We start from the raw sequence: 21304 nt of genomic DNA, 5'->3' as shown, positions 1-21304 counted from the left end.
GAATGGAGTTATTCCGGATTTCAGCCGAAAAATTTTCCCACCAGCTTTCTGCCTCCGGGGCATCCAACCGGTGGAACAAAAGAGGCGAATTCGTGATCTATACGGGGGGCTCCAGGTCCCTGTCAACATTAGAATTAGTCGTGCATCGCAATGCCGTAAGGCCCGACATTCCATACAGGCTCATGATCATCTCGGTGCCCGATGCCGATACCTACCTCAAAACATTACCCACAACCGACCTGCCAGCCAACTGGCGAAAATTTGAAGCTTACTCACGCCTGCAGGAAATCGGCAGCCGCTGGTATGCCTCCCGCGAGTCGCTGATCCTGAAAGTGCCCTCGGCTATCATCCCTTCGGAGCACAACTATATCATTAACACCAAGCACGAAGCTTTTGAAGAACACGTCAAACTGGTCAGGACCGAAAAGTATTTCTGGGATGACAGGTTGCTGTAGCCCTGCCATTGAAAAAGCATTATTTCCATCTATTCAATGATTACCATCAAAAGTAAGTTTTCGATTGGCTAGGTATTTATTGGGCCTGCGCTTATCCTTTTGTTCACCTTAGGACTCGGCATACTTCTTCTATGGAAAGAAAGTATGAATGATGAAAAAGCCGCCTCCGGTGAAATGGTGCAGTTCCTACCCGGCATCGGCATGCTGGTATTTGGCCTTTTGGTAGCCGTTTATTACCTGAAGACACTCAGGAAAATCAAGCTGACCGATAGCGGAATTCACCTTTCAGGCATTCTATCATCTTCTTTTATTGCATGGAACGAGATTCAGGAAACATATCTTTCAGGCAAGCAGGGAGAGAGTTTTTTGTGGATTACGATGCCTTTTGAGGCCATCACTGTAGTTCTGAAAAATGATGAGCCGGTTATCCTACTAAAGAATTACTACCGGAATAATGAGGAATTATGCCAGGCCATAAACCATATCAACCAACAGAAAAAACAGCAGGTCAGGCCGAACCTGACAGGTTTTAAGCCGAGCCGGCTGTCTCTTCCCGGTTATGTAAACCCTGCAGGCCTTACCTCATATAAGGGCAATCACTTTTTTACCTTCAATTGGTTATTCGTGTATGCTTGTCTTACAGCCTCTTTTTTTATTCTGTTTTTAGATATTCCCATCGTAAGCAAATTAATAATGACAGGGATGGTCCTGCTGTTGTGTGTTTTACTTTCTATACAACTTTATTATTTCGAAGCTGATAAAGATTTCCTGATCGTCAAAAACCATATCTGGCCTTTTCATCAACGTGCTTTCCGGCTTTCAGACATTACAGAGCTCGTTATCGAATCTCCCCATCAGAGGTCTCATACACTACGGATTATTACTTCTGATTTCAAAAACAGAGTCTATGGTGCCGGCAGCCTAAGAAACAAAACGTGGAGGCAATTTATTGTGGATATGGAAAAACAAGGCATAAGGGTGCGAAATGAAGCCATCTTTTTTTAACATCAGGTACCGTACGCGAGACTGAACATATACTATGAGCTACGACCTTTACTTTTTTAAAAAACCGGACAATCCCGTATCGGGAGAGGAGATAAAGGCTTACCTGGACGGGGTGGTAGACCCGAACCTGCCCCAGCCGGAAGAAGATAGCTGGGATTACCTGAATGAAGATACAGGGGCCTATTGCCGCTTTACCTATTATGAAGATGAAGATAGTAATGATGAGGAAGCGGAGGAAGATGAAGGATTTGAAGGGTTTGAAGACACAAGCCTGAGTATTAGCCTCAACTTTCTCCGGCCAGACTTTTTTGCCTTCGAATGCTTTCCCCTGGTAGAAAAGCTCTGCTCAGCCCTTAACCTCTATGTCTCAGACCCGCAGCGGGACGGCACCCCCCGCCCCTATGACAATGGGATAGTAGAAAGCTGGCTCACATCTAACCGCAAAGTAGCGGAGGCTGGATTTGAGGAGTATGGGCTTTACTACATGGATAAGCAAACTTCTGACGATATATGGCAGTATAACTTTAACAGGAATAAGCTTCAGGAAGAGATGGGTGAGGAAGTATTCGTACCCCGCATCATGTTTGTGAACAAACATGACACCAAAACCATAGAGCTACTGACGGTATGGCCTTCTAATATCCCTTACCTGCTACCAAAAACCGACCTCGTCCTGATCCGCCGTGAGGTAAAAAAAATTTTCTGGACCAAAGAGGAAGAAGGCTTCGTACGCTATGAGGATTTAATAGAAGCCCTGGGCCTGCACTTTGTCCCCAGAGGTGAGCACCTCTACCTGCCGCCCGGACGTGTAAATGCCGAAGTAAAACGAAAGTTTAAGAAACTGCCTATCATAAGCAGCCTGGATGACTACGGCACCCCTATCGCTCCGGATCATTTTGTGAATGTGAAACCCGGCAGCGAACCAGAAGAGGCCTAAGCTCGCGCGTAAAATCCTTTTATATTAGGGCGGCCAAATAGCATATCGTGAAAGAAAGAGAATCAGCCTCCCCCCTGCTCGTTGCGCTCATCGTATTAGCACAGTTTGCCTGCACCTCCCTCTGGTTTGCAGGCAATGCCGTAGTGCCTGAGTTGCAGGCCTATCTAAAACTTGGGCCTGAGGCAGTAGGGCAGGTAACTTCCTCCGTACAGTTTGGCTTTATTACCGGCACCCTCGTTTTTGCTATGCTTGGCATAGCCGATCGTTTCTCACCTTCCCGGGTGTTTCTCATATCCGCCATACTGGGGGCTGCCGCTAATTTGGGCGTCGTTTTTCTCAGCGGAGGCCTCATTCCGCTTCTCTTGCTCCGCTTTCTCACCGGCTTTTTTCTTGCAGGCATTTACCCCGTAGGCATGAAAATCGCCTCTGACCACCACAAGCGCGGGCTTGGGCTCGCCCTGGGCTTCCTCGTGGGTGCACTCGTCATGGGTACGGCCTTTCCGCATTTCGTGCGCGGCTTCCTGCAGGATGTGCCCTGGCGTACCGTCTTTTATACCACCACTGCCATGGCACTGGCAGGCGGCCTCGTGGTAGGGCTACTGGTACCGGACGGCCCCTTTCGCAAGCCCGTAGCCAGGCCGGACTTTACCGCTTTTTTCAGGGTATTTGCCAAAAAAGATTTTCGTGCAGCAGCATTTGGATATTTTGGCCACATGTGGGAACTGTATGCTTTCTGGGCTTTTGTCCCCGTAGCCGTAGCCGCCTATGAGGCCATGCATCCCGGTCAGGAGTGGAACATACCGCTTTTCACCTTTGCCGTTATCGCCATAGGTGGCGTCACCTGTGCGCTCGGGGGCATCCTATCGTCCCGCTTTGGCAGTGGCCGTGTGGCATTCATGGCATTATCCCTTTCCGGCCTTTGCTGCCTGCTGTCCCCCCTGTTTTACCTATTGCCTCCTCCGTTTTTCGGGTCCCTCCTTATCATATGGGGAATGACCGTATCCCCGGACTCACCACAGTTTTCCACCCTGGTGGCTACTACAGCGCCGGAAGCTTCCAAAGGCACCGCCCTCACCATTGTCAACAGCATCGGCTTTGCCATCACTATACCATCCATTCTGCTACTTGGCAAAGCTTTTAAAGTTCTCCCCGTAGAGTACGCCTTTCTCGTACTCGTACCCGGCCCGCTATTTGGCCTTATTGGTACCGCCCGGTTGTTAAAAAAAGAAAAAAACTGACCCGGCAGAGGCCACAACCTAAGGTGTACTATCCACAAGGCTGATAGGGCATTTGTATGGAGCTTGGAAATTAAAATTATACTACAATGGATTTTCTACAGACAGGTCACCCCTCCGGGGGTTAGAGGTACTTAGAAACTTTGAGTGAGACGGAACAAGACACCTGTCTGACATCTATGCTAAGATGTTGTGCAGAATATCACGTTTACAGGAAAACCAAAACTCTATTATCCTGTAAATCAATAACTCTATTAATCAATTATTCTGTAATTCAACAACTCTGTTACTCAATCATTTCCCCTCAGCTTCTCATTGTTCTTATGCCGGTCCTTATCCCGTGAGGTCTTTTTGGCCATGTTCTTTTGAAAAGCTTCCGTGAGGTCTACCCCCGTTTGGTTGGCCAGGCAGATCAGTACCCACAGCACATCCGCCATCTCATTGCCCAGGTCACGGTCTTTGTCCGACTCCTTAAAGCTCTGCTCACCATAGGTACGCGCCATCAGCCGGGCAAGTTCGCCCACCTCTTCCGTAAGTATAGTCATATTGGTGAGCTCATTAAAGTAGCGCACACCCGTAGTACGGATCCACTCATCCACCCTTTCCTGCGCCTCTTTCAGGCTTATCTCTTCCATTATTTCTTATCCTTAGTGTCGATAATGATCGTCACAGGCCCGTCATTTAACAGGCGTACTTTCATGTCTGCACCAAACTCTCCGGTCTGTACCCTCTTGCCCCCGTCCTTCTCCAGGCGCGCCACCATTTGTTCATAAAGCGGAATGGCTACATCCGGCTTAGCCGCTTTGATATAGCTGGGCCGGTTACCCTTTTTGGTACTGGCATGGAGGGTAAACTGGCTCACCACAATCATCTCCCCGTCTACATCCTTAAGGCTCTTATTCATCACCCCCTCTTCATCATTAAATATGCGCAGGTTCACAATCTTGCGGGAGAGCCACTCAATGTCCTCCTTGTCGTCAGCCTCTTCAATACCCAGCAGCACCAGCATGCCGGGGCCGATCGCGCTTTTTTCTATCCCCTCAATGGTAACGGAGGCCTCCGTCACCCGCTGTATGACGGCGATCATGAGCGCATGCCCTCTTCATGAGGACGCTCCATAAGGCCAAATTGCTGAAAGTGGTGGCGAAAGTGCTTAAAGTGAAACTGCTGCCACTCTTCGTAATTCAGTGCCCCGAACACCGCGTTATTAGTCTGCGTACCGGGGTTTTTCACGAAGTAATCATCGTATTCCTCCATGGCTTTCGATAGGGAGGTCCTGGCTTCATCCAGGTTACTATGCCGCAGCTCCCGCAGTTTATCCTGCTCCAGCAGGGGTGAGCGTGTATTTACCGGCCAGTTGTCCGGCGAGAGTAGCCCTTTTTCCTTATAGCGTGCCAGTTTATCCTCGGGTGTCACCACCTCAAGAGGAATTTTGTTGCTGCTGGCATTTACCACATCCTCCAGGTGCTCCACCATGTGCTGTGGGGTCATCATGCCCCAGCGTGGCTGCTGACCCGGCTCCAACTTAGCCAGGTAGTCATTCACCTTATCTCTGTTAAGCTCCTCTTTGTTCTTCATGCAAAAATTGGTTTATAAGTCCGTGCCAGAAGTCCGTAAGTTTCCGACCTCTTCTTCTATTTCGTTAGATTCAAAGATACAAACCCCTTGCAGGTCACTTTTAGCCACCTGCCTCATCGCAGTCGCTACCTTATGCCCTTCTATTGCCTGGTATTTTTTGAGGCCACCTTTAAACAGAAATGAAAATGTGGTGGCAAACCATTGAGCAATACGCTCGCCGGTTCGTTTTTCGTTACGGTCACCCAGCAGTAGTGAGGGCCGGAAAATATACACCCCTTTATAGTCGTCCAGGTGAGTAATAGTATATTCCATCTCTCCCTTAACCTGGTTATAAAACACTGAACTGGTGCGGTTGGCACCTAGTGCTGAAACGACCAGGAAGCGGCTGGCGCCTAATCGTATACACTGCCTGGCCAGTTCTACCACATAGTGATAGTCTACCTTATGAAAGGCCTCTTTAGAGCCTGCTTTTTTGCGCGTGGTGCCCAGGCAGCAGAATACATGATCCGCTTTCAGGTCATCGCCAGCCTGCTCCAGATTATCGAAATCCACGATTACCTCCTTCAACTTCGGATGGGCCTCACTGGTAGGCCTCCGGGTAAGGGATATGACCTGGCTGTACGCAGGATCATCCAGTAGCTGTAGCAGCAGATGGCCGCCAATTAAGCCGGTGCTACCGGCAATGAGTGCAGTTTTGCCATTTGTCATATCAGTCACCTTTTATTCGTTCAATTAATCGATTCAGCGTTTGCGGTCCATTCATTTGAGGGGGTACCCGCTTTATCGTTATATCATCTTTGCCGTTTCCAGCAACGGAAAAAGCAAATATGAAGTCCGAAGCCGGGTCCATCCATCCCCCCGAGGGACCAAAGCGCAGGTCATTATAAATAAGCGAATCCCCCTGCAGACGGTAGGCGTAATACCCCTTACTAAACTGCCTGAGAGAAGATAGTTCTTCACTTTCAGCGTATTCTGCCGCAAGGTTTCTGTTTTTAGGGATTACCTTAAATGCTATCTGCCGGTCTGCGTCCAGCATACTGTAATATCCTGCTTCATAGTGACCTTCCTTTTCCACGATCACATTCCACAGCACATTGGTAAAAAGCGCCGGGGTGGTAAATACCCGGCCGCCTTCTCCTGCATTGGCCTTCGCTACCCGGTGAATATTATACTTGTTGAGAACAGTAAGAAAAAGGTAAACATGGCTGATGGCAAGACAGACCATAGTCCAGCGCCAGCGCTTTTGCCGGTTTTTGATGATTAGTACAGCCACAAACGTTACCAGCAAAGGCAGTGTGTATAGCGGATCGACTATAGAAATGGTGTTAAAGGCAATGCGGGCATCCCACAAAGGATACAGCAACTGGGTACCATAGTTAGTAAAAATATCCAGTAGCGGATGCGTAAAAAGGCACCAGAAAAACATAATAGTCCATTGCCTCAAAGTAGCTCTTCCCCTGCCGTGAATGGTTATCGCCAGCCAGGCAAGCAATGGCGCCATGAGTAGGGCAAAAAACAAACTGTGGCTGAACCCTCGGTGAAAGAGCAACGCCTGCAGGTCGTTCAGAAAATTATTGGCTATGACATCCAGGTCAGGAATGGTACCAGCCACGGCCCCCCAGACCAGAGCCTTGCGGCCCTCTTTTTTCCCTAAGAGAGCCTCCCCTACTGCTGCACCTAGTACAAATTGGGTCAGACTATCCATCTAACCCCTTCTAAGCCATTGCTCCATAGTTTCTGCCAGCTCAGCCTGGGAGGTAAGCGTCTTGTCTTTGGCATACCAGCCATGCAACTTTTCTACCATCTCTTCCCGAGATCCGGAGGGGTTCTCTTTAAAGTCCAGCACCATTTGCTGAGCGGTTGAAGGTCGAGGGCCCCATTTACCCAGCACCTCCAGCATATTTTGCTCCAGACACACCAGTATCGGAATCGATTTACCCCCATTGGTCAGGAAGGCATCCATCACCTCCGGGTTCTCATCACGCAGGATCAGGCGCAGCGAGATCATGTCAGAGTATTCGGCAATTTTATTGAATAAGGGCACTATCTGAGCCGCGTCACCACACCAGCCCTCCGTAATGACCAGCCATACCCAAGGCTGGGTTATCCGGTCCGCCACTGCCTTAAGCTCATCGCTCAGTACGATAGTCTTATCCAGCCGGTTCATCCGTTTTTCATTCAGGCGAGTGTAGTCAGTCAGAAATTCGCCCTGGTTAGGTCCGGTTACCTTACCTTCTGCCAGCAAGTCCGCTATCAGCGCCCTGTACTGGCGGTAGGTCATCCCCTTATCTATAACCGGCTGAGTTATTACTTTGGTCATGCATTTACTGTTGATTGGGACAGGCCCCTTCCCGGCATGCTATCAGGCATGTTTTTTCTCCCAGGTCTTAAACTCGTCTATCTCTTCGTTTAGTTTTTTAAATACATACATCACGATAGTGAAGTCATCCAGCAGACCAACAACAGGAATAAAATCGGGGATAAGGTCTATTGGCATGATAAAATATAGCAGGGCTGCCACTATAATCACGACAGACTTCACATTTATTCCCCTGTAGGTACCTTTGCGGTAAGCCGAAATCATTCGAATAAACGTCTGCACCTGGCTCATGAATGACTCAATTTTATCACCATTGCCCGTGACCTCCTCAAGTTTACCCAGGGTAGCATCCAGAAGGTTACCCAGCTTTTTATCATCGCCTGCTACGTCTTTGGCTTTTTTGCGTGCAAACTTAAAGGCCTTACTCGCCTTGATATTTTCGACGGTTACTTTTTCTGCCATGAAAAAATGAATTATGATAAATTAAAAAATTCTACTCTATACAAAATACCGATTTAAGACGGTATTACAAAAGTCTTTAACAGATGCCGGAAGCAATTAGTAAATCCTCCTCAGTTCGTCCTTTACTTCAGTCAGAGCCTGCTGTATCGGATCAGGATCCTTAGCCAGCATCTTCTCAAATATCCGGCGGCTCAGCTCTATTGATTTCCCTTCGGGGTCTACCTCCTTAGCCGATTCATTGATAACGGAGATTACTTCCTGCATGGCATTTTTAACCATGATCCAGGCATCGTCACTCATGTATAACTGCTGGCTCAGATTGTGGTTAAATTCATCCCTTACCTCGCTCACAAGTATCTGCTGAAACTGACGGGCTGTATAAGAGCCATCGTTTAGTCTGATGAGCAGGTTATTAGGCGTTATTCTTTCCAGGAATAAGCAAATACGCTCGTAAGCCTGCATCCGAACCGGAAGTATAATCTCTGCGTTCTTGCTACGTACGTCCAGTATTTTCTTTTCCATTTCCTTGTCGAGAAAAGATTTTACCACCAGGTACATAGCGTATAGTACAGCCAGTGCAGGCAAAAGGACTTTCAGTAGTTCTTGAAGAAGCTCCATATTTTAATTGTTCGCGTGAGCTAAATTATAAAACATTTCCGATAAGCGAAGATGTTTTACCTTTGCACAGCGTAGTTTTATATCATTTTAAGGCAAAAGGATGTTTATACCGGTTTCCATTACTCCCAAAGCAGCTGAGGAGGTTAAAAATATACTAGAAAAGAAGAATATACCTGAGGGTTATGGTCTGCGAATAGGCGTACGGGGTGCCGGATGCGGTGGCATGAGTTACGTACTTGGGTTTGATAAAAAAAAGGAGGCAGACGAACAGTATACCATTGAGGATATCCCTGTGTACGTAGAAAAAAAACACGTAATGTACCTGGCCGGCCTGGAAGTGGATTTTTATGAAGGCTCGGACGCCCGCGGATTTCTCTTCACAGACCCTAAGAAAAAAGCAGCCGAAGAAGCTACGTCATAATAAAAAGGGCTTCTCAGAAGCCCTCTATCCTTATATCAATATACCTCGGCAATGCTTTCACCTTCTTTATAGGTTTTGTTCCAGTGAACGTTCCTGAAGAAAGGCCCCTCCAGCTCATCTTCACGCATGCGGTCATATATCACCTTACGTGGATGTACCGGGTCATAAGTACCATCATAACCATATAGTAGAAAATGGTCGCCGGTTGTATTATCAATAACCAGCCCTGACGTAAGTTCTACCTTACAGGCAAATATCACAGAGTCCGAGTCCTCACTACCGGAGGCACACTCTTCCAGGGCTTCTCTGTCTGTAAAATAGAAATCACCCGTTTGCTTCTCGGTCATTTCCAGCATTTTGCCGAGAGTCTCGGTTAAGGCACTAAACTCCCTTTTACTTACCATACGGTAACTCTTCTCCACAAATCGGTCTTTTTCAAGATAACTTTTTACAGCCAGGTAACCATTATCCATTTTACGGTACACAATCACCTCAAACGAAAAGTCATGGATAATATTCGGCCCCTTGATGATCACCATATCATAAGTCTCATTATCACTGAAATAGTCCAGCAAATCCACTTTATCAAGAGTATACTTCCTTTTGAATTTACCCGCCCACTCCGGGGTGAATGGTGTGGCAAAAGGATAGGTAATTTCCTCTAACCAAAAAGCGCGGTTTTCACGGGCAAACTGCCTGCGGTCCTTACGGGCCATAGGACTCATATCTGCATACTCGTAACCATACTGCTTCAAGCTGTCCAGAGAATGCATGATGTGCTTGCCAACACCTCCCCCGTACGCTACAGTACCCGCCGGTAGTAAGATGAATAGTAGCAACACAATACATATCCCTGATCTCATAATGTGGAAATTAGTTAAGATGAAAAAATGGTAATTCAGGTGAATCAACCTGCACTTAAACAACTCCACTGAGGGGATATTGTTAAAATAAACCACATAAATAACTGGCAAACAAATAGTTACAATAAAAAAAGAGAGGCCCTCCATGAAGGCCTCTCTCTTTAATATTTTAGTATGATTATATCTTACTGGCTCACCAGGTCATAACGGACAGTTCTGTCAGGATCAGTCGCTTTCACACCAGGTCCTGCTACGTTAAATACGAAAGCGGTTTCGGATAAGGTCACGATATCGACTTCCACAGTATTCCCATTATCGGTAAGTGTAAGCGCAGTCAGGTCATTGCTATCGATAGACCATGAGCCACTGGAAGGCAGGTAAGACACCCCAGCCTGTCCACCGGAAGTTGAGAAAGTACCGGTGCTGTTAAAAGTGATGCTAAAGTCATCGAAACCAGCAAGCGGGGTAGACTCTTCTGTATAGCTTACAGAGCCTGTAGCCCATGTCTTAGAAACCAGCCTCTGCTGACGCTCAGCCTCAGTCTCTCCCGGATCATCGTCCTTTTTACAACCGGAAACAAGAACCAGCACAAATACCAGCAGGCTGAAGAGTTTGAAATAAGTTTTCATGTATATCGATATCTGATTTTGAGTTTTTTTACGCTTCACTAACAAGGGGTTAATTTAACTAAAAATTAGCCTTTGCGCTTAAAGTTTGTAAGATTAATAATGTTTTTGCAAAAATCGTATTCATAAGGCTGATTAGATCCGACCAGGATCAGCTTGGATTTTAGAGCCTTTTCCACGTTTTCATGATACCAGGATATGCCTTTTTCATCCAGATTGCTGGTGGGCTCATCAAGTATGAGAAAAGGCGCTGAGGAAAAAAAGGCCAGAGCAAGTCTGAGACGTTGCTTCATACCGGAACTAAAAAAGCGCACCTGTTTATTCAGGGCATCTTCCAGATAGGCATGTGCGGCAAAATTCTCTCTGGAGTATCCGGGCGCCGGGGACTTGAATTGAAAATGAAATCTAATTAACTCATTGAGTGTAAGCTCTTCTACCAGCTCTAGGTAGGGCGAGGCATAGCTCAGGTATCGATACACATCCCCGCCTTCCACCGGTTTGTCTTTATACCTGTAGGCCAGACTACCACTGGTGGGAGGCATCAGGCCGCTCAGCACCCGTAGCAGGGTACTCTTTCCACTGCCATTAGGGCCTGTTACAGCCCACGGCTCACCGGGCTGGAAAGTCGCATTAAGGTCACGAAATATCCATTCACGCTGAAACCGCTTGGATAATTTCGCTACTTCGATGTGCATGCACAGAAAATTACTAGAACAAGCCTCTCAGAATACCCCGGCCGGATTCACGCACGAACTTTACGATCTCATCCCGCTCGACACTGTCCGGAAATTCTCCTTCTATCTGGTCAAGGGCCTTCGTGTTATTTAGTCCGGTTTGGTAGATGATCCGGTAAATCTCCTGGATCTCCTGGATTTTATCCGCGCTGTAGCCACGGCGACGCAGTCCGGTGGAATTCACACCGCAGTATGCCAGTGGCTCTCTGCCTGCTGTAACGTAGGGAGGAACGTCCTTACGTACCAGGGAGCCCCCGCTTACCATCACATGGGCACCCACATGTACAAACTGATGTACCGCACTGGTACCACCGATAATGGCAAAATCATCTATCCTGACATGCCCTGCCACCTGCACGGCATTCACCAGTATGCAGTTATTTCCTATCTGGCAATCATGAGCCACATGGGTATAGGCCATCAGCAGGCAGTTTTTCCCGATGGTAGTCTTATGAATACCGGCAGCCGTACCCCGGCTCACCGTAACAAACTCCCTTATAACAGTATTGTCACCTACTTCCAGAATAGTCTCCTCTCCCTGAAACTTCAGGTCCTGAGGCTCGCCTGATATAACGGCACCGGGAAAAACCTTAACATTCTTACCTAATCGCGCCCCTTTCATCACCACGGCATTAGGGTAGATCTTTGACCCTTCGCCGATTACCACATCATCTTCGATGGTGGCAAATGGCATAATTTCTACGCCGTCGGCAATTTTTGCGCCGGGATGTATGTTCGCTTGGGGATGCTTCATGAATTCTTTTTACGGATCTGAGCCGATAAGGTAGCCTCTGATACTACGGAATTACCAACATATGCGACACCTTTCATTTTAGCAATGCCCCGCTTTATTGGATGAAGCAGTTCACACTTGATAAGAATCGTGTCACCGGGTACCACTTGCTGTCTGAACTTACAGTTATCGATGCTCAGGAAGTAAGTCAGGTACTCGCTAGGGTCTTCCACAGTATTAAGTACAAGGATACCACCCGTTTGTGCCATGGCTTCTATCTGCAGTACGCCGGGCATAACAGGTTTTCCGGGGAAGTGCCCCTGGAAGAACGGCTCATTGATAGTTACATTTTTCACACCTGCCACATATTTATCGTCCAGGTGTATAATTTTATCTACAAGCTGAAAAGGATAGCGGTGGGGCAGCATGCTGGTGATCTTGGTGATGTCCAGCACAGGAGGCAATTTAGGATCGTAGTGAGGGATATTTTCCGCACCTGAGCGCTGCATGGCCTTCTTGATCTTCTTAGCAAAGGCTACGTTTGCCGCGTGGCCTGGTCTGGCAGCAAGTATCTGCGCTTTTACAGGACGGCCGGCCAGAGCCAGGTCACCCATCAGGTCAAGAAGCTTATGGCGGGCAGGCTCGTTCTTATATCTTAGATCGACATTATTCAGGATACCCTCTTTCTTTACCTCTACCTTGGGCTTGTTAAAGAGTGAGGCAAGGTGATCCAGCTCATGGTCCTCAACCTTACGGTCTACCACCACGATGGCGTTATTCAGGTCACCGCCACGGATCAGGTTATTTTTATACAGCATCTCCAGCTCATGCAGGAAACAGAAAGTCCGGCATGAAGATATCTCTTCTTTAAACTGGCCGATATTATTCAGAGAAGCATGCTGGCTGCCGAGCACAGGTGAATTATAGTCCACCATCACCGTCACGCGGTAGTCGTCAAGAGGCAGGGCGGCTATCTCCACATTTCTGTCGGGCTCACGGTAAAAGATGCCTTCGGAAACGTCAAAGAAATTACGCAGTGCATTCTGCTCTTCCAGTCCCGCACTTTCCAGTGCTTCCACAAACTGTGCCGAGCTACCATCCATGATAGGAGGCTCAGGACCATCGAGCTGGATAAGTATATTATCTATCTCCAGTCCGACCAAAGCCGCCAGGGTATGTTCCACTGTATTGATGCGTGCACCGCTCTGCTCAATGGTTGTGCCCCGGCTAAGGTCCACCACATTATCTACATCAGCGTCTACTATGGGTTCGCCTTCCAGATCGATGCGTTGAAATTTTATGCCGTGATTAGGTTTAGCGGGCAGGAACGTCATATTGGCATGAACGCCGGTATGCAATCCTACGCCGGAAATAGTCACGGACTTCTGAATGGTATGCTGCTTAATTTTCATTACCTGGATTAATCGAGGGCAAATTTAAGATTTTTTCCTCAAGTTCCTTTACGCGCCTGTTCAAATCAGGCAATTTCTTGAATACGGCATAGGTACGCAGGTATTTTCCATGCTCGAAAGCCGGACTTCCCATCAGTGTAGATCCGGGTTCCTCTATGGTCTTCGGCACACCCGACTGGGCCGCCACTGTGGTCTTATCGGCTACCTTTATATGGCCCACCACGCCTACCTGTCCGGCAATCACGCAGTTCCTGCCCAGTTTGGCAGAGCCGGAGATACCTGCCTGCGCCGCAATCACAGTATTTTCACCTACTTCTACATTATGGGCGATCTGAATAAGGTTATCCAGCTTGGCACCCTTGCGGATCAGCGTTTCTCCCATAGTCGCACGATCTATGGTAGTATTAGCCCCTATATCCACATTATCTTCTATTATTACCACCCCCACCTGCGGTATAGGCTTATACGTACCGTCCTTCTGAGGAGCAAAGCCAAAGCCATCACTACCTACTACCGTGCCCGAATGTATAGTGCAGTTACTACCCACCTTACACCCGCTGTATATTTTCACCCCACTGTATAAAACGGTATCGTCACCCACGGTAACACCATCACCAATATATACGTGCGGATAGATCTTCACATTGTTGCCTACCTTAGCGCCATTACCTATATAACTAAAAGCACCCCGGTACACATTCTCTCCTACCGTAGCGTCTTTCGCCATATAGGCCGGGTCCTCCACTCCAGTCTTGGCGCTGAGAGTCGCTTTATGATAGGCTTCCAGCAGAGCTGTAAAAGCCAGATAGGGATCCTCTACCCGGATAAGGGCAGGTTTCACCGGCTTTTTCAGCGTCAGGTCTTTACGCACGATAACTGCTGCGGCATCGGTTTCGTAAAGAAAAGGCTCGTATTTAGGATTGGACAGGAAAGAAATACCCGTTGGAGTCGCCTCCTCTATTTTGGTAAGCTCAGACACGCGCGTGTCTCCGTCACCCTCGAGGGTTCCATCAAGTATTTGTGCTATTTGGTTTACAGTGAATTCCATCAGGCAGCCGGGTAATAATTATGTTAAGCCCAAAAATCAGTCGAACGGCACACTCTTTGGCCAGCAAATGTAATACTTCCTGACAATTTTACTCATTGCTTTAATGTTTGGAAGGTCGGAGGCTGCCGCCACATCCATTACATCACCGCTCTTCGTGAGTACATTGATCGTCTGTCCGCCGGCCAGATAAGCAGAATTACTCATGGAGCCATATACCAGGAAGTACCCTACCTCTTCTTCAGAAATAGAAAATGCCTCCATAATTCGCTCTTTTAATCTATCCAGATCCTCCTGCTCGGCCTCTTCATTGGATAATATTACTTTAAATAACTTTCTATGCAACAACATGTTGCTGAGCCTGCTAAGGATAGCATCCTCATGCCGGCTCCATATTTTTATACCTCCCCAGATGTCATAATCATCCAGTTGGCAAAAAGCCTCCAGAAAATGAGGCTCCTCCTTAAATCGCGAAAGCGTCACCTCTTCTTCTAAAAAAAGCTTTAAGGCAGGACTGGCAAACACCTCATGCCCCGATCGTACCAAATCCCGTGCCCGTTTTATCACAGATATCAGCATTTTTTCTGCACTCACCGTGGCTTTGTGCAGATACACCTGCCAATACATTAGTCGCCTGGCACTTAAAAAGTTCTCTATACTATAAATGCCCTTCTCCTCTACTACCAGGGCGTCTTCGTGTACTTCCAGCATTTTAATGATGCGGTCCGCACCTATCGTACCCTCGCTTACTCCTGTAAAAAAGCTGTCCCGCTTCAGGTAGTCCAGGCGGTCTATATCCAGCTGGCTGCTTACCAGTTCATTGAAAAACTTTCGCGGATAGCGTCCGGTAAATATCTGTATGGCCAGGTCAAGCTTTCCCTTAAAATGCCGGTTCAGCTCTTCCATGATCTGAAGAGAAAGTTTTTCATGAGGAATCCCCTTCAGCAGGCTGAACTCCAGCGCATGACTGAAAGGACCATGACCAATATCGTGCAGCAGAATAGCGATCTGGGCCGCCTCCATCTCCTGGTCCCAAAGAAAGTGCCCCTTGCTGCGCAGGTTATCCAGCGTGTTGCGCATCAGGTGCATGGCCCCTATGGCATGGTGAAATCGTGTGTGCAGGGCTCCCGGATAGACAAGGTCCGTTAAACCCAACTGCTTGATCCTGCGTAACCTTTGGAAATACGGATGCTCGATTATATCGAACACCAGGTCACTATGTATGGTTACAAACCCATACACGGGGTCATTAAGTATTTTATTTTTATTCAAAGGTCCGGAATCGATACGGTGCAGGATTTTTTTAATTTAAGCTGACTATATAAAGAAGCCACACATAAAGGCAAAATAATCGGATGCAAAGATATACCATTTTATGGGCAGACGACGAGATCGATCTGCTTAAACCACATATACTGTTTTTAGAAAAGAAGGGTTACGACGTAACGCCGGTAAACAGCGGTGCCGACGCAGTAGAAGCGTGCGAAGATTCATCCTTCGACCTGGTTTTCCTGGATGAGAATATGCCGGGCATGACCGGGCTGGAAACACTTACGCAGATAAAGAGCCTGCGTCCCTCCACACCAGTGGTGATGATCACCAAAAGTGAGGAAGAGCACATCATGGAGGAGGCTATCGGTTCCAAGATTGCCGATTATCTTATCAAGCCGGTAAATCCGAATCAGATACTGCTCAGCGCTAAAAAACTGCTCGAAAATAAGCGGCTGGTATCCGAACGCACCAACATCGGCTACCAGCAGGACTTCCGTAATATCAGTATGGCCTTTAGTGAGCAAATGAATCATGAAGACTGGGCGGACGTATATAAAAAGCTGATATACTGGGAGCTGGAGATCGAGAATACGGAAGACAAAAGCATGTTTGAAGTACTGGACATGCAGAAGACCGAGGCCAACGCCAACTTTACCAAATTCATTATAGACAACTACGAAGAGTGGCTGAACGACCCGGACAGCGACCGGCCGGTGATGAGCCACCAGCTTATGCGCAAAAAGGTATTTCCTGCCTTACAGGAAAATAAAAGCCTGTGGTTTCTGGTAATAGATAACCTGCGCTATGATCAGTGGAAGGTGCTGCAGCCCGTGATCAGTGAATATTTCCGCGTAGAGGAGGAAGAATCATACTACTCCATCCTGCCCACCACCACCGCCTACTCCCGCAATGCCATTTTCTCCGGCATGATGCCTACGGATATGGCCAAGTTTCACCCGGACATCTGGAAAGGGGAAGACGACGACGAAGGTAAGAACATGCACGAGGAAGACTTCCTGCTGCGTCAGATCGAAAAGAATAAGCTCAACATCAAGTCTAGCTATCACAAGATACTGCACGTAAACCAGGGCCGCCAACTGGTGGAAAATGTGCACAACCTGATGAGCAATGACCTGAACGTAGTGGTGTATAATTTCGTGGACATGCTAAGCCATGCGCGCACTGACCTGGAGATGATTAGGGAGCTGGCTCCGGACGAGGCCGCCTATCGCTCACTTACTCATAGCTGGTTTCAGCACTCACCCCTGCTGGACCTGATCCGCAGCATCGGTGAAAAGGGCGGTCAGCTTATGATCACCACAGACCATGGAACCATTCGGGTCAAAAAACCCTTCAAAATCATTGGCGACCGTAACGTGAATACCAACCTGCGCTACAAACAGGGCAAAAACCTTGGCTACGACGGAGAAAATGTATTCTCAGTATACAAGCCTGAAGACCTTTTCCTGCCAAAGGTAAATGTATCCACATCCTATGTATTTGCAGTAGAAGACTATTTCTTTGCCTACCCGAATAACTATAATTATTACGTAAACCACTATAAGGACACCTTCCAGCACGGTGGCGTGAGCATGGAAGAGATGATTATCCCCTTTATTACGCTGAGTTCTAAAAATGGATAGTAGTAAACAGAAACAAGGCATACCCGCATGGCAATGTAAGAATCCGGAGGATCTGCCAAGAGTAGCCCAGGAGCTGATAGACGCTGCCGGAGATAAAAAGGTCTGGCTTCTTGAGGGAGAAATGGGCGCCGGAAAGACCACCCTTATCAAGACCCTTGCTCAGGTATTCGGCGTTACGGATACCGTTAGCAGCCCTACTTACTCCCTGGTGAATGAATACGGAAATGAATCCGGGCAAACCTTTTATCATTTTGACCTGTACCGCATCAACGATCAGGAAGAGGCCCAGGACATAGGTATCGGAGAGTATTTTTACTCAGGAAACCTGTGCTGGGTAGAGTGGCCCTCTAAAATTCCCGACCTGCTGCCTGATCGGTACTTCAAAATTACTATTTTTGTTAGCGCTGACGATCGCAGAATGTTCCAAGTGTCGCACCATGAGTAGGAAAATGACCTCAGGCTTTGAGGAACTGGCAAAAGAAACAACGCTATACCCTCAAGAGCAACTTCAGAAAATTCGCACCGGCAATACGTCATTGCTGATAGGCATACCCAAAGAAAACTCCCTACAGGAGAACAGGGTCGCACTGACCCCCGAGTCGGTGGCACTGCTGGTAAACAACGGCCACCAGATAGTGGTAGAGGCCGGAGCAGGTGCTACCTCCAAGTTCAGTGATAACGAATACAGTGATGCAGGCGCCAAGATCGCCTACAGTACCAAAGAGGTATTCGAATGCAACATTGTGCTTAAGGTGGAGCCTCCGAATGAGGAAGAGATAGACTACCTCAAACCAGGCACTACACTCATCTCCGCCCTGCAGATAGGCAACCGCAAAAGCTCATACATTGACGACCTCAACCGTAAAAAGGTAACAGGTATCGCTTTTGAGCTGATAGAAGATAAGGTAGGCGGCATGCCGGTCGTCCGCGCCATGAGTGAGATAGCAGGCAGTACCGTCATGCTGATAGCGGCAGAGAACCTGAGCACGGCCACTCAGGGCAAAGGTGTCATCCTGGGGGGTATTACCGGTGTTCCTCCTACTAAGGTGGTCATACTTGGCGCCGGCACTGTGGCTGAATATGCCGCCCGTGCAGCCCTGGGCCTGGGTGCACGAATAGAGATTTACGATAATCACATTTATAAACTGCGCCGTGTGAAACAGTTGCTGGGCCAGCAGGTGTATACCAGTGTGCTGGATACAGCCACCCTCGCCCAATCACTTAAAACAGCAGACGTACTCATCGGGGCCATCCGGATGGAGAAGGGACGCTACCGCTGTATCATTTCTGAGGAAATGGTGATGCAAATGCCACCTGAGTCTATCATAATCGATGTTAGTATAGACCAGGGCGGCTGTGTCGAAACCTCAGAGATCACCACACACCGAAACCCCGTATTCCGGAAGCATGGCGTCATCCATTACTGCGTGCCTAATATACCTTCAAGAGTGGCACGCACAGCCACTACCGCCTTTAGCAACATCTTCACCCCCATACTTATCCAGGCCGGAGAAGTAGGCGGCATTGAAGACCTCGTGTTTACCCACAATTGGTTTATGCGCGGCGTTTATACGTACAAAGGCAACCTCACCAATAAGCATGTGGCTAATAAGTTCGGCATGAAGCATAAGGACCTCGAGCTGTTCAGAGCCGCAAGGATGTAGAATAAATTACCCCCACCAAAGGAGGGGGTTTTCAATGGTTATTACCCCCAAAGGGGGATAGTCAGTTATCGAATAGCGGGATATCTATATCCCCATCCTCTTTCTTATCTTCCTTCTCCTGATACTTAACATACCGCTTTATCTTTTCTTCATCTATGCCTACCGTACTTACAAAATAGCCTCGTGACCAAAAATGATTGCCCCAATAGGGTTTTCTGCGAAGACTCTTGAAGTTCTTAAACATCATGATCGCTGTCTTACCCTTGAGAATACCCATGAAGTCTGATACACTAAGTTTCGGAGGTATACTACATACCAAATGAACGTGATCTGGCTGAATGTTCAACTCTTCTACCTTGACCTCCTTCCATTCACATATCGTCTTTATCTTATTCTCCAACGTATCTGCAACAATATCACGAAGTATACGGTGGCGGTACTTCGGGGTCCATACTACATGATAGACACAATAGTAAAAGCTATGCGATAGCTTACGATACTTGCTCATTCCACAATATACCCCTACTGGCATAGCCCTCAAACATGACCACCGTCTAAGACGGTGGTTTTAATTCGATTAATAAAATAAAAGGAATCTCTAATAGAAAAGGGCAGTCTGCAGACTGCCCTTTTTATTTAGTGGGTTGGTTTACAGAAATGATACGTTAGTATTTCAATCCTCCGAAAAACCGGGAGATCACCTTATCAGTAAAGAGCAGCCCGGTGATAGCGGCAATAGCTAACGCCGTCATGTAAAGCAAGTGTGAGGAAAAGTTAATAGAAAATGATACCTCAGGTAAGGTGACGCCATCAAGATAAGCCGTCAGCTGATCCAGGTAGTTCAGGCCGCCTTCCCCATCACTAAGGGAGAACCCAAACCCTATCAGCGCCACGCAGATAAGCAGGATGAACCACCTGCCCCTGCTACCCAGTAGTGAGTAGTCCTTTACCTCTATCTCCTTTGCTGAAGCTGAAGGAGCCATCTCCGCGTTCATCCGTTTCATAAGTCGCAGGCTGAAGTCATCCGGCGCCTTATCCGTGCTTGCCTTGCGGATTTCCTCCCCCAGCAGGTCGTCGAATTTCCAGTCGTCTCGTTCGTCCATCATGACCTATATTAAAGCAATTCCTTTAGTTCTGTTTCTAATAAGCCCGCCAGGGCTGTGTGCAGTTTCTTACGCGCCCTGTGTATCCGTACCTTGACAGTGTTAGCCTCCTGCCCGGTTACCTCAGCCACCTCAGCCACAGACTGCTCCTGCAGGTAGTATAACGAGATCAGGAGCCGGTCGTTATCAGGCAGCCTGTCCAGTGCCATACGTATATATTTCTGTCGCGTTTTGTGCTCGAGCTGTTTATACTGGTCAGCAAAACTATCCCAGGGCAGCTTTACCTCCTCCACATCATCTATATCCACCGCATAGCGCTTCTTTTTACGCGCCCTGGCCAGTGCTTCATTACACGCGATACGGTAGAGCCAGGTAGAGAATTTAGACTGGCCGCTAAATGAGCCCAGCCCCTGAAAAGCCTTCATAAATGCATCCTGGGCCGCTTCTTCAGCCTCTTCCCGGTGAGATAGTATCCTGAGCGCAATACTAAAGACATAGTCCTTGTACCGGTCTATCAGGTAACGGCACCCCGCCGGGTTCCCCTTTCGCGCATTTTCAATAGCTATCGATTCTAATTCCTCCTGCATCGCATTAGCTTAGATGCTGTCCGGTGGCCGCTGGTTACATTACTCCCGGGAATATTTTTTCAGAAGTTCGTCATTTTTTTTCTCATAAGCTGTAACCGCCCTGCATTTACCTGCATCTAAGCAGGTACAAGGTCAAAAACTTAAACATTTAAAAATTTACAGTTATGGACAGCCATGTAGTATTTATACCCATCGTACTGTTTTTATCCGTATTCGGCATCGTGTACGTAGCTATATCCGCCAGGCATAAAGAGCGTATGGCATTAATAGATAAAGGACTGGACGCAAATATTCTGCATCCAAAACAGGAAAAGAAAGGCAGGTACGGAGCGCTCAAATTCGGGCTTTTACTTATAGGTGCCGCTCTCGGTCTGCTGGTAGGCTCTTCCCTCGCCAACTATACCTTGATGGAAGAGGAAGTGGCATTCTTAAGTATGCTATTCCTCTTCGGTGGCCTCGGACTCGTTTCTTTTTACTTTTTAGTAAGAAACAATAAGGTTTGACATCTAATTAGCTACATCGATTTAACCCGCCTCCGGCGGGTTTTTTTGTGCAAATATTTTCTACCTCAACTTAAACAAGACCTATAAT

General features: G+C 47.7%; 26 protein-coding genes and 1 pseudogene. 9 read left to right on the top strand and 18 right to left on the bottom strand.

What is annotated here, in order from left to right; all coding sequences use genetic code 11:
- Positions 1–2: 2 nt before the first annotated feature.
- The 4 genes from AB9P05_RS13195 to AB9P05_RS13180 all read left to right on the top strand — a co-directional run bounded on the left by AB9P05_RS13195 (position 3) and on the right by AB9P05_RS13180 (position 3635).
- A complete protein-coding gene (locus AB9P05_RS13195) occupies positions 3–455 on the top strand; it encodes an RES family NAD+ phosphorylase (RefSeq protein WP_371909292.1) in 453 nt (150 codons plus the stop codon).
- A 99-nt stretch (positions 456–554) separates the two neighbouring features.
- Positions 555–1460: a DUF6585 family protein gene (locus AB9P05_RS13190; RefSeq protein WP_371909291.1), complete on the top strand. Its 906-nt coding sequence runs from the start codon at positions 555–557 to the stop codon at positions 1458–1460.
- 34 nt (positions 1461–1494) lie between these two features.
- A complete protein-coding gene (locus AB9P05_RS13185; RefSeq protein WP_371909290.1) occupies positions 1495–2397 on the top strand; it encodes a hypothetical protein in 903 nt (300 codons plus the stop codon).
- A gap of 47 nt (positions 2398–2444) precedes the next feature.
- Positions 2445–3635 carry a nitrate/nitrite transporter gene (locus AB9P05_RS13180; RefSeq protein WP_371909289.1) on the top strand — a complete coding sequence of 397 codons (1191 nt, stop codon included), beginning with the start codon at positions 2445–2447 and terminating at the stop codon, positions 3633–3635.
- Positions 3636–3922: 287 nt separating this feature from the next.
- On the opposite strand, the gene AB9P05_RS13175 is transcribed toward AB9P05_RS13180, so the two are convergent.
- The 8 genes from AB9P05_RS13175 to AB9P05_RS13140 all read right to left on the bottom strand — a co-directional run bounded on the left by AB9P05_RS13175 (position 3923) and on the right by AB9P05_RS13140 (position 8610).
- Positions 3923–4258 carry a nucleotide pyrophosphohydrolase gene (locus AB9P05_RS13175; RefSeq protein ID WP_371911354.1) on the bottom strand — a complete coding sequence of 112 codons (336 nt, stop codon included), beginning with the start codon at positions 4256–4258 and terminating at the stop codon, positions 3923–3925.
- Between the two features lie 8 nt (positions 4259–4266).
- On the bottom strand, positions 4267–4719 hold the full coding sequence (dtd, locus tag AB9P05_RS13170) for a D-aminoacyl-tRNA deacylase (RefSeq protein ID WP_371909288.1): 453 nt from the start codon (positions 4717–4719) through the stop codon (positions 4267–4269).
- The gene (locus AB9P05_RS13165; protein ID WP_371909287.1) at positions 4716–5210 is read right to left on the bottom strand and encodes a hypothetical protein; all 495 of its coding nucleotides are present in this window, start codon (positions 5208–5210) and stop codon (positions 4716–4718) included. Before AB9P05_RS13165 ends, dtd begins: the two co-directional genes overlap by 4 nt.
- A 12-nt stretch (positions 5211–5222) precedes the next feature.
- A complete protein-coding gene (locus AB9P05_RS13160; protein WP_371909286.1) occupies positions 5223–5918 on the bottom strand; it encodes an oxidoreductase in 696 nt (231 codons plus the stop codon).
- Between the two features lies 1 nt (position 5919).
- Positions 5920–6915 carry a metal-dependent hydrolase gene (locus AB9P05_RS13155; protein ID WP_371909285.1) on the bottom strand — a complete coding sequence of 332 codons (996 nt, stop codon included), beginning with the start codon at positions 6913–6915 and terminating at the stop codon, positions 5920–5922.
- Positions 6916–7530, bottom strand: coding sequence for a thioredoxin family protein (locus AB9P05_RS13150; protein ID WP_371909284.1), 615 nt, complete (start codon positions 7528–7530; stop codon positions 6916–6918).
- 42 nt (positions 7531–7572) lie between these two features.
- Positions 7573–7992, bottom strand: a complete 420-nt coding sequence (locus AB9P05_RS13145) for a YkvA family protein (protein ID WP_371909283.1) — start codon at positions 7990–7992, stop codon at positions 7573–7575.
- Positions 7993–8088: 96 nt separating this feature from the next.
- Positions 8089–8610 (bottom strand): hypothetical protein, encoded by a 522-nt coding sequence (locus AB9P05_RS13140; protein ID WP_371909282.1) that lies wholly within the window; start codon positions 8608–8610, stop codon positions 8089–8091.
- Positions 8611–8710: 100 nt separating this feature from the next.
- Between AB9P05_RS13140 and AB9P05_RS13135 the strand changes: the two genes are divergently transcribed.
- Positions 8711–9031 carry a HesB/IscA family protein gene (locus tag AB9P05_RS13135; RefSeq protein ID WP_371909281.1) on the top strand — a complete coding sequence of 107 codons (321 nt, stop codon included), beginning with the start codon at positions 8711–8713 and terminating at the stop codon, positions 9029–9031.
- Positions 9032–9066: 35 nt separating this feature from the next.
- Here the strand turns inward: AB9P05_RS13135 and AB9P05_RS13130 are convergent, their stop codons facing one another.
- The 7 genes and pseudogenes from AB9P05_RS13130 to AB9P05_RS13100 all read right to left on the bottom strand — a co-directional run bounded on the left by AB9P05_RS13130 (position 9067) and on the right by AB9P05_RS13100 (position 15716).
- On the bottom strand, positions 9067–9894 hold the full coding sequence (locus AB9P05_RS13130; RefSeq protein WP_371909280.1) for a hypothetical protein: 828 nt from the start codon (positions 9892–9894) through the stop codon (positions 9067–9069).
- A 185-nt stretch (positions 9895–10079) separates the two neighbouring features.
- Positions 10080–10523: a lipocalin family protein gene (locus AB9P05_RS13125; protein ID WP_371909279.1), complete on the bottom strand. Its 444-nt coding sequence runs from the start codon at positions 10521–10523 to the stop codon at positions 10080–10082.
- Positions 10524–10588: 65 nt separating this feature from the next.
- Positions 10589–11146, bottom strand: a pseudogene (locus AB9P05_RS13120) (ATP-binding cassette domain-containing protein); the annotation flags it as partial.
- Positions 11147–11228: 82 nt separating this feature from the next.
- Positions 11229–12008, bottom strand: a complete 780-nt coding sequence (gene lpxA / locus AB9P05_RS13115) for an acyl-ACP--UDP-N-acetylglucosamine O-acyltransferase (protein ID WP_371909278.1) — start codon at positions 12006–12008, stop codon at positions 11229–11231.
- Positions 12005–13399, bottom strand: a complete 1395-nt coding sequence (locus AB9P05_RS13110) for a bifunctional UDP-3-O-[3-hydroxymyristoyl] N-acetylglucosamine deacetylase/3-hydroxyacyl-ACP dehydratase (protein WP_371909277.1) — start codon at positions 13397–13399, stop codon at positions 12005–12007. The genes lpxA and AB9P05_RS13110 overlap by 4 nt, the downstream gene beginning before the upstream one ends.
- Entirely contained in the window at positions 13389–14447 is a 1059-nt protein-coding gene (gene lpxD / locus AB9P05_RS13105) for a UDP-3-O-(3-hydroxymyristoyl)glucosamine N-acyltransferase (protein ID WP_371909276.1), read from the bottom strand. Before lpxD ends, AB9P05_RS13110 begins: the two co-directional genes overlap by 11 nt.
- A gap of 36 nt (positions 14448–14483) precedes the next feature.
- Positions 14484–15716, bottom strand: a complete 1233-nt coding sequence (locus AB9P05_RS13100; RefSeq protein WP_371909275.1) for an HD domain-containing protein — start codon at positions 15714–15716, stop codon at positions 14484–14486.
- Between the two features lie 83 nt (positions 15717–15799).
- Here AB9P05_RS13100 and AB9P05_RS13095 point away from each other — a divergent pair, with 83 nt between their 5' ends.
- The 3 genes from AB9P05_RS13095 to AB9P05_RS13085 are packed head-to-tail and all read left to right on the top strand — an operon-like array spanning position 15800 to position 19023.
- The gene (locus AB9P05_RS13095) at positions 15800–17359 is read left to right on the top strand and encodes a PglZ domain-containing protein (protein WP_371909274.1); all 1560 of its coding nucleotides are present in this window, start codon (positions 15800–15802) and stop codon (positions 17357–17359) included.
- On the top strand, positions 17352–17804 hold the full coding sequence (tsaE, locus tag AB9P05_RS13090; protein WP_371909273.1) for a tRNA (adenosine(37)-N6)-threonylcarbamoyltransferase complex ATPase subunit type 1 TsaE: 453 nt from the start codon (positions 17352–17354) through the stop codon (positions 17802–17804). The genes AB9P05_RS13095 and tsaE overlap by 8 nt, the downstream gene beginning before the upstream one ends.
- The gene (locus AB9P05_RS13085; protein ID WP_371909272.1) at positions 17797–19023 is read left to right on the top strand and encodes an alanine dehydrogenase; all 1227 of its coding nucleotides are present in this window, start codon (positions 17797–17799) and stop codon (positions 19021–19023) included. The genes tsaE and AB9P05_RS13085 overlap by 8 nt, the downstream gene beginning before the upstream one ends.
- 61 nt (positions 19024–19084) lie before the next feature.
- Here the strand turns inward: AB9P05_RS13085 and tnpA are convergent, their stop codons facing one another.
- From tnpA to AB9P05_RS13070, 3 genes are all read right to left on the bottom strand, one after another.
- Positions 19085–19531, bottom strand: coding sequence for an IS200/IS605 family transposase (gene tnpA, locus AB9P05_RS13080; RefSeq protein WP_371906921.1), 447 nt, complete (start codon positions 19529–19531; stop codon positions 19085–19087).
- Positions 19532–19688: 157 nt separating this feature from the next.
- A complete protein-coding gene (locus AB9P05_RS13075) occupies positions 19689–20129 on the bottom strand; it encodes a hypothetical protein (RefSeq protein WP_371909271.1) in 441 nt (146 codons plus the stop codon).
- An 8-nt stretch (positions 20130–20137) separates the two neighbouring features.
- Positions 20138–20713 carry an RNA polymerase sigma factor gene (locus tag AB9P05_RS13070; RefSeq protein WP_371909270.1) on the bottom strand — a complete coding sequence of 192 codons (576 nt, stop codon included), beginning with the start codon at positions 20711–20713 and terminating at the stop codon, positions 20138–20140.
- Between the two features lie 164 nt (positions 20714–20877).
- Here AB9P05_RS13070 and AB9P05_RS13065 point away from each other — a divergent pair, with 164 nt between their 5' ends.
- The gene (locus AB9P05_RS13065) at positions 20878–21216 is read left to right on the top strand and encodes a DUF6249 domain-containing protein (protein WP_371909269.1); all 339 of its coding nucleotides are present in this window, start codon (positions 20878–20880) and stop codon (positions 21214–21216) included.
- Positions 21217–21304: the final 88 nt, after the last annotated feature.

This window comes from Roseivirga sp. BDSF3-8 (assembly GCF_041449215.1).
Lineage (GTDB): Bacteria > Bacteroidota > Bacteroidia > Cytophagales > Cyclobacteriaceae > JBGNFV01.
This window is presented reverse-complemented; position numbering and strand designations above follow the sequence as displayed.

Coding starts and splice junctions, on each gene's coding strand:
- AB9P05_RS13195 (WP_371909292.1), top strand. CDS start 3: ATGGAGTTATTCCGGATTTCAGCCGAAAAATTTTCCCACCAGCTTTCT.
- AB9P05_RS13185 (WP_371909290.1), top strand. CDS start 1,495: ATGAGCTACGACCTTTACTTTTTTAAAAAACCGGACAATCCCGTATCG.
- dtd (WP_371909288.1), bottom strand. CDS start 4,719: ATGATCGCCGTCATACAGCGGGTGACGGAGGCCTCCGTTACCATTGAG.
- AB9P05_RS13165 (WP_371909287.1), bottom strand. CDS start 5,210: ATGAAGAACAAAGAGGAGCTTAACAGAGATAAGGTGAATGACTACCTG.
- AB9P05_RS13160 (WP_371909286.1), bottom strand. CDS start 5,918: ATGACAAATGGCAAAACTGCACTCATTGCCGGTAGCACCGGCTTAATT.
- AB9P05_RS13155 (WP_371909285.1), bottom strand. CDS start 6,915: ATGGATAGTCTGACCCAATTTGTACTAGGTGCAGCAGTAGGGGAGGCT.
- AB9P05_RS13150 (WP_371909284.1), bottom strand. CDS start 7,530: ATGACCAAAGTAATAACTCAGCCGGTTATAGATAAGGGGATGACCTAC.
- AB9P05_RS13145 (WP_371909283.1), bottom strand. CDS start 7,992: ATGGCAGAAAAAGTAACCGTCGAAAATATCAAGGCGAGTAAGGCCTTT.
- AB9P05_RS13140 (WP_371909282.1), bottom strand. CDS start 8,610: ATGGAGCTTCTTCAAGAACTACTGAAAGTCCTTTTGCCTGCACTGGCT.
- AB9P05_RS13135 (WP_371909281.1), top strand. CDS start 8,711: ATGTTTATACCGGTTTCCATTACTCCCAAAGCAGCTGAGGAGGTTAAA.
- AB9P05_RS13130 (WP_371909280.1), bottom strand. CDS start 9,894: ATGAGATCAGGGATATGTATTGTGTTGCTACTATTCATCTTACTACCG.
- AB9P05_RS13125 (WP_371909279.1), bottom strand. CDS start 10,523: ATGAAAACTTATTTCAAACTCTTCAGCCTGCTGGTATTTGTGCTGGTT.
- lpxA (WP_371909278.1), bottom strand. CDS start 12,008: ATGAAGCATCCCCAAGCGAACATACATCCCGGCGCAAAAATTGCCGAC.
- AB9P05_RS13110 (WP_371909277.1), bottom strand. CDS start 13,399: ATGAAAATTAAGCAGCATACCATTCAGAAGTCCGTGACTATTTCCGGC.
- lpxD (WP_371909276.1), bottom strand. CDS start 14,447: ATGGAATTCACTGTAAACCAAATAGCACAAATACTTGATGGAACCCTC.
- AB9P05_RS13095 (WP_371909274.1), top strand. CDS start 15,800: ATGCAAAGATATACCATTTTATGGGCAGACGACGAGATCGATCTGCTT.
- tsaE (WP_371909273.1), top strand. CDS start 17,352: ATGGATAGTAGTAAACAGAAACAAGGCATACCCGCATGGCAATGTAAG.
- AB9P05_RS13085 (WP_371909272.1), top strand. CDS start 17,797: ATGAGTAGGAAAATGACCTCAGGCTTTGAGGAACTGGCAAAAGAAACA.
- tnpA (WP_371906921.1), bottom strand. CDS start 19,531: ATGAGCAAGTATCGTAAGCTATCGCATAGCTTTTACTATTGTGTCTAT.
- AB9P05_RS13075 (WP_371909271.1), bottom strand. CDS start 20,129: ATGATGGACGAACGAGACGACTGGAAATTCGACGACCTGCTGGGGGAG.
- AB9P05_RS13070 (WP_371909270.1), bottom strand. CDS start 20,713: ATGCAGGAGGAATTAGAATCGATAGCTATTGAAAATGCGCGAAAGGGG.
- AB9P05_RS13065 (WP_371909269.1), top strand. CDS start 20,878: ATGGACAGCCATGTAGTATTTATACCCATCGTACTGTTTTTATCCGTA.